The organism is Microcystis sp. LEGE 00066 (genome assembly GCF_015207925.1).
Classification (GTDB): Bacteria; Cyanobacteriota; Cyanobacteriia; order Cyanobacteriales; family Microcystaceae; genus Microcystis; species Microcystis ichthyoblabe_A.
In genome coordinates, this window is sequence record NZ_JADEVX010000223.1 from 1 (window position 1) to 6,101 (window position 6,101).

The 6,101-nt window shown below is 40.8% G+C and carries 6 protein-coding genes; 3 read left to right on the forward strand and 3 right to left on the reverse strand.

Translation table 11 applies throughout. The annotated features are described in order from the left end of the window. Positions 1-154: 154 nt before the first annotated feature. Positions 155-940: an SWIM zinc finger family protein gene (locus IQ224_RS20720; protein ID WP_002749186.1), complete on the reverse strand. Its 786-nt coding sequence runs from the start codon at positions 938-940 to the stop codon at positions 155-157. 347 nt (positions 941-1,287) lie between these two features. Between IQ224_RS20720 and IQ224_RS20725 the strand changes: the two genes are divergently transcribed. The 3 genes from IQ224_RS20725 to IQ224_RS20735 all read left to right on the forward strand — a co-directional run bounded on the left by IQ224_RS20725 (position 1,288) and on the right by IQ224_RS20735 (position 2,734). Further along, positions 1,288-1,596, forward strand: a complete 309-nt coding sequence (locus IQ224_RS20725) for a DUF1515 domain-containing protein (RefSeq protein ID WP_002750254.1) — start codon at positions 1,288-1,290, stop codon at positions 1,594-1,596. A 217-nt stretch (positions 1,597-1,813) separates the two neighbouring features. Next, the gene (locus IQ224_RS20730) at positions 1,814-2,287 is read left to right on the forward strand and encodes a DUF4164 family protein (protein ID WP_194033449.1); all 474 of its coding nucleotides are present in this window, start codon (positions 1,814-1,816) and stop codon (positions 2,285-2,287) included. 105 nt (positions 2,288-2,392) lie between these two features. Then, positions 2,393-2,734 carry a DUF4164 family protein gene (locus IQ224_RS20735; protein WP_036403205.1) on the forward strand — a complete coding sequence of 114 codons (342 nt, stop codon included), beginning with the start codon at positions 2,393-2,395 and terminating at the stop codon, positions 2,732-2,734. 103 nt (positions 2,735-2,837) lie between these two features. On the opposite strand, the gene IQ224_RS20740 is transcribed toward IQ224_RS20735, so the two are convergent. Beyond that, positions 2,838-5,282, reverse strand: a complete 2,445-nt coding sequence (locus IQ224_RS20740) for a tetratricopeptide repeat protein (RefSeq protein WP_194033450.1) — start codon at positions 5,280-5,282, stop codon at positions 2,838-2,840. A 162-nt stretch (positions 5,283-5,444) separates the two neighbouring features. Beyond that, the gene (locus IQ224_RS20745) at positions 5,445-5,849 is read right to left on the reverse strand and encodes a hypothetical protein (protein ID WP_084990043.1); all 405 of its coding nucleotides are present in this window, start codon (positions 5,847-5,849) and stop codon (positions 5,445-5,447) included. Between the last annotated feature and the right edge of the window lie 252 nt (positions 5,850-6,101).

Here is a 6,101-nt window from a genome sequence, read left to right on the forward strand (position 1 = left end):
TTATTAAGGGAGATCCCCCCGCCTACCGGCACCCCCCTTATCAAGGGAGATCCTCCCGCCTACCGGCACCCCCCTTATCAAGGGGGGCAGGGGGGATCAAACCTAAAATCCATTTTTAATTTAATTACAACCAGCTACTTATACCCCAAATTCCCTACTGTAAAGCAATCGCCATCGCTTCTTGGGGAATTTGTCGGTAAATTGGTTTTAAAAATTGTTCTATGGCATCGGATTCGGGGGCAGCCAGGGGAAAATTGCCTAAAATGTCGAGAATGGTTTGATTTTCATTCCCCGGCGTGATGACGACGAGGGAGGGATCTAGCTCCTCATCGTACTGCCAAAAGCGATCGATAGTGCTTTCGGGGGCAGTTTTTTCGACTGCTGTGGGGGGTTCACTGACGGCTAAAGGTTGATTATCAGAGGAATAGGAGCGTTTTTCTCGTAAAGCTTCCAGAATTTGGTTTTTAGTTCGGCCGCGCAGTTGCAAAAGCAGGAAGGGATCGACACTAAAACGATCGCCCAATTGATAGTACACTGCTCCTATATGTTTGCAGGGGTTGGCTTGATCGGGACAGGTGCAACGAGAGCGAATATCGGCTAGGGAAAAGGGAAACAAATTCACCCCACTATCGATAAAAACACGCTCAATATGATCGGGCATTTGTCCGGTGAGCAATTGAGCGGAATAAATGGCTTTTTTGGAGAGAAGCTTAATAATATAATCCCATTCTTCATCACTAAAAGCCGCTAGGGATAAATCCACTATATAAGGCTCTGGTTCACTGCCTTGCACTCTAGCAATAACTTGCGAGTCTTCAAAGTCAATACTTAAAACATTGCCCTCTCTAGCGTAGAGTCTAGCTCTTTCCAAGCGTTTTTTAAAGCGATAGGAATCGAGTAGTTCTAGCCATTTTTGTACCCACCAAGTTTGTTCTGTCATTTTTTATTTACCTTACAGCTGATCAGCTTCGTTACCAAGAAAAACGCCAATTCAAAAAGGAAACACATTAGCCTCGATGCTTGACTAGGAAAAGCTCATCAGGTACTGTCTGATCAATATAACAACAAATCAGACCCAAAAACGAAGCCCTCAACATTTTAACATAATACCATTTTTCTTTATTCGTGGCAGGTATCCTACTCCCCTCTCCCAGAAAGGGGTTGGGGGTGAGGGCAATTAACCATCTCTGCCATTACTTGAGAAAAATGGTATTAGTATTAAGATAAAATTATTGTAGTATCAACGGAAAGTGCGTAAAAAAACTTACTCCCAGGGATTTTACCAAAATGTCTAACGAAACCGTTACTTATAGTCTTGAATCCGTCCTCAAGGAAATTAAAGACAGCATCAAGGAGGTTAACCAAAAAATCGATACCTTGCAACAGGATATTAACCAGAAATTTGATAAAATCGATGAACGGCTCACTAAGCTAGAAGTAGGACAAGCAAAACTAACTGAGAAAGTCGATGGGATGGATAGAAGACTAGAAAAGGTGGAAGGAACCCAAAAAAATCAAGTTTGGACGTTAATTATCCTTTTAGGAGGAGCGATCGGAACGGCAGCGTGGCGATCCTTTTTTTCTGGTAATCCTTAGAAATATTAGCATAAGTAGCTGGTTATAATTAAATTAAAAATGGATTTTAGGTTCGATCCCCCCTTAATCCCCCCTTATTAAGGGGGGCATCTAATAATTTTTAACGCCTACCTACTTAATACTAAATTCTAGGCAATAGGTAATCAGTTTTTAATAACCAGATTTATGATTATAATAAAATTATTATACTATCATTACTCCCAGGGATGTTACCAAAATGTCTAACGAAACCGTTACTTATAGTCTTGAATCCGTCCTCAAGGAAATTAAAGACAGCATCAAGGAAGTTAACCAAAAAATCGACACCTTTCAACAGGATGTTAACCAGAAATTTGACAGCCTACAGAAGGATTTTAACCAGAAATTTGATAGCCTACAGAAGGATTTTAACCAGAAATTTGATAGCCTACAAAAGGATGTTAACCAAAAAATCGATACCTTGCAACAAGATGTTAACCAGAAATTTGATAGCTTACAGAAGGATTTTAACCAGAAATTTGATAAGATCGACGAACGGCTCACTAAGCTAGAGGTAGGACAAGCAAAACTAACTGAGAAAGTCGATGGAATGGATAGAAGACTAGAAAAGGTGGAAGGAACCCAAAAAAATCAAGTTTGGACGTTAATTATTCTTTTAGCAGGAGCGATCGGAACGGCAGCGTGGCGATCCTTTTTTTCTGGTAATCCTTAGAAATATTGCCATAATAATAAATGCTAGGTAATCAGTCTTTAATAACCAGATTTAGGATTAAAATAAAATTATTGTACTATCATTAGTCCTAGGGATGTTACCAAAATGTCTAACGAAACCGTTACTTATAGTCTTGAATCCGTCCTCAAGGAAATCAAAGACAGCATCAAGGAAGTTAACCAAAAAATCGATACCTTCCAACAGGATGTTAACCAGAAATTTGATAGCCTACAGAAGGATCTTAACCAGAAATTTGAGAAAATCGATGAACGGTTAACTAAGCTAGAAGTAGGACAAGCAAAACTAACTGAGAAAGTCGATGGGATGGATAGAAGACTAGAAAAGGTGGAAGGAACCCAAAAAAATCAAGTTTGGACGTTAATTATCCTTTTAGGAGGAGCGATCGGAACAGCAGCGTGGCGCTCTTTCTTTTCTGGTAATCCTTAGAAATATTACTATAATTTCTCACTTTAGGGTAGTTATGAGGGGAAATTAGCAGATGTGAAACTCAGGTTAAAAATAAGGGATATTTAACCCATCCTACCGATAATTATGCTTTCCTCAACCATCTTTTTAACAATCGCCACAATGCCACTATTATCCCCCCAATTAAAACTAAAGGAAACTTAACCACCCCCAGAAAGAAAGCAACGATTAAGGGATATTTTCGGGTTTCTAATTGCCGAATTGCCTGATCGCACTTTTGAACATCCGCTGCTAACCCCAATGCTTGATATAATTCCCGCGCTTGAAGAATTGCTTCTTTCGCTTCCGATATACGTTTGAGTTTATAGTAGGTAAGTCCCAGATTAAACCAAGATTTCGCTTCACCCCCCCGATCACCGATTTCCCGTGTGATTGCTAAGGACTGTTGATGAAACTCGATCGCTTTTTGGTATTCTCCTAGGGAATAGTAAACAGTGCCTAAATTATTGTAGGAAGACGCTTCACCCCCCCGATCACCGATTTCCCGTTTGATTGCTAAGGACTGTTGATGAAACTCGATCGCTTTTTGGTATTCTCCTAGGGAATAGTAAACATTGCCTAAATTATTGTAGGATGCCGCTTCACCCCCCCGATCACCGATTTCCCGTTCGATTGCTAAGGACTGTTGATGAAACTCGATCGCTTTTTGGTATTCTCCTAGGGAATAGTAAACATTGCCTAAACCCATGTAGGAATTCGCTTCACCCCCCCGATCACCGATTTCCCGTAGGATTGCTAAGGACTGTTGATGAAACTCGATCGCTTTTTGGTATTCTCCTAGGGAATAGTAAACATTGCCTAAATTACCGTAGGATTTCGCTTCACTCCCCCGATCACCGATTTCCCGTGTGATTGCTAAGGACTGTTGATAAAACTCGATCGCTTTTTCGTATTCTCCTAGGGAATTGTAAACATTGCCTAAATTATTGTAGGATGCCGCTTCACCCCCCCGATCACGGATTTCCCGTGTGATTGCTAAGGACTGTTGATGAAACTCGATCGCTTTTTGGTATTCTCCTAGGGATTTGTAAACATTGCCTAAATTATTGTAGGAAGACGCTTCACCCCTCCGATCACGGATTTCCCGTGTGATTGCTAAGGACTGTTGATGAAATTCGATCGCTTTTTGGTATTCTCCTAGGGAAGAGTAAACAGTGCCTAAATTATTGTAGGATGCCGCTTCACCCCCCCGATCACGGATTTCCCGTGTGATTGCTAAGGACTGTTGATAAAACTCGATCGCTTTTTGGTATTCTCCTAGGGAATAGTAAACATTGCCTAAACTGGTGAGGGATGCGGTATATTTCCGGTTGGTTTGCTCCTCCTGTTGTTGGTAAACAGTGACTAATTCAAGGTAATAATCCGCTAGGGTTTGATAATACCCCCGTCGGGTGAGAAAATCATCGATAGCATGGAGAATATCAAAAGCAGAATCATAGACTTTTAGCTGACTCCAATGATAAAAAATTTCTAAATATTCTGTTACGTCTTTTAGGGTTTGCCAACGTTTTGTTTTTATAGTTGAAAGATAATAGGCGATCGCTTTTTGGTGTAATTCCCTTTGATCGCCGGCTTTGTATTGTGCATATTCCCAAACTAAAGGCTGAAAACTAAAAATTCGCTGGCGATTTTCCTCTTTTTCTTCTAATAATGATCGTCGCTGCAATTCTCGCAAATCTGCCGTGATCTCGGATAGTGCGATCTCTGGGTAATTATCCATCACCGCTTTGGCTGCCGGAGAATCAAATTCTCGGCGATAAATGCTGGTTTTAGTGAATAATTCTTGCTGTCTTTGGCTAAGTCGCTGAAAACTAGCATCTAAAACTAAAGCAATTCCCACTGTCTCTTGACGATGACTCCCCACCACCTGCGGATCGCTCAAAAGTTGCGATAAATTTCCTAATCCTAAATCCGCTAACCTTTCTAAACTGGGGTTTTGCGGAAATTCTGCTAAGATTAAATCCGCCACCAATCGCAGGAGTAATGGATGACCATCCACCCGTCGAGAAAAGTTCTCTAGATCCCCTGTTATTTGCGATTCCGCTAACAATTGCGCCCCTTCAGGAGGTTTCAAACCTTTTAGCTCAATCCAACGGTTAAAACCCATAGGTTTTGGCTTTTCTCTGGTGGTGACTATAATTTTGCTGGTGTCACCTTTTTCTATCCAAGCAGTGAAAAACTGCTGATAAAATTCATTATTCCAAGAACCATCTTCCCCTAATAAACTCTCTAGATTATCGATAATAATTAGGTGGCGATGGCGTTGCAATTGTCTGATTAAAGCTTCCTGTAAATCTATTTCTTTTTCGGGGACAGGATAACCAAATTCCGTCAGGAGTTGGCGAGCTAAACCACTAAATCCGCCCAGATTTCCCGCTTCCCACCAAAAGCGTTTTGGGAATAAATCTTCATCGTCCCCTAGGGAAGGATCGAGGGGAATTTCCTCCTTAAAAATTTTGCTGGCTAGGGTAGATTTTCCAATTCCTCCAACTCCTTTGATGCCAATCATCGCAACATTTTTATCATTAAATAACTGCTTAATTTGGGTGATTTCCTCCTTCCTTCCTTGCCAATAGGCGAGACTTTTTCGAGCATCTCCTCCCCTTAAAATACTCCTTTGACTACTGCGATTATTTTCTATTGCGTCTGCTTTTGGGTGCAGATCCGCCAGTCATTCAGGAGGGATTCCTAGATTTAAATTACCCTTAACTTCTTGAATGTTCAATTGTTGTTTAATATCTTTGTTAATTTGCGTACCAATTTGAGTTTTCGTTTCTGTTTGATTCTGATTAATTGTCATAATTTGTTGTGCTAGGATTTGGATTTCTTGGGCAAAATTGGGGTCTTTGAGCATTTCTACCTGTAAAAAAGGAACCACTTGCTGTTCAATCATCGCCTCGGATTTAGTTTCTTCTGCTGCCGCTAAAACCTTGGCTGCGGTGGGTTCCTTTTGTAACTTTTGCTTAATTTTTTGCCACAATTCTACACCTTTATCCATTGCTCCTTCCGTTAATTTACCGATAACAGCTTCAAAGGCGATTTTAGCGATTTCGGCGGCGGCTAATTCAGCTAACATAATTATCAATGGGGAGAATTTTTCGCCATTCTAGCACAACTATTTGGGGATGAAAGCAGCAAACTCAATCACTGATGTTATCGGGAATCACCGTTCCTTTGATCCCCCCTTAATCCCCCCTTAAACCCCCCTTGATAAGCTATCCATTAGTCACATCTTTCTTAACATAAAATTTGACAAAAAGAGAAAAGTGTGCAAGATGGCTCAAGGAGGTTCTATGGGGGGACTAATTTGATGAGATAGTTTCCAAGT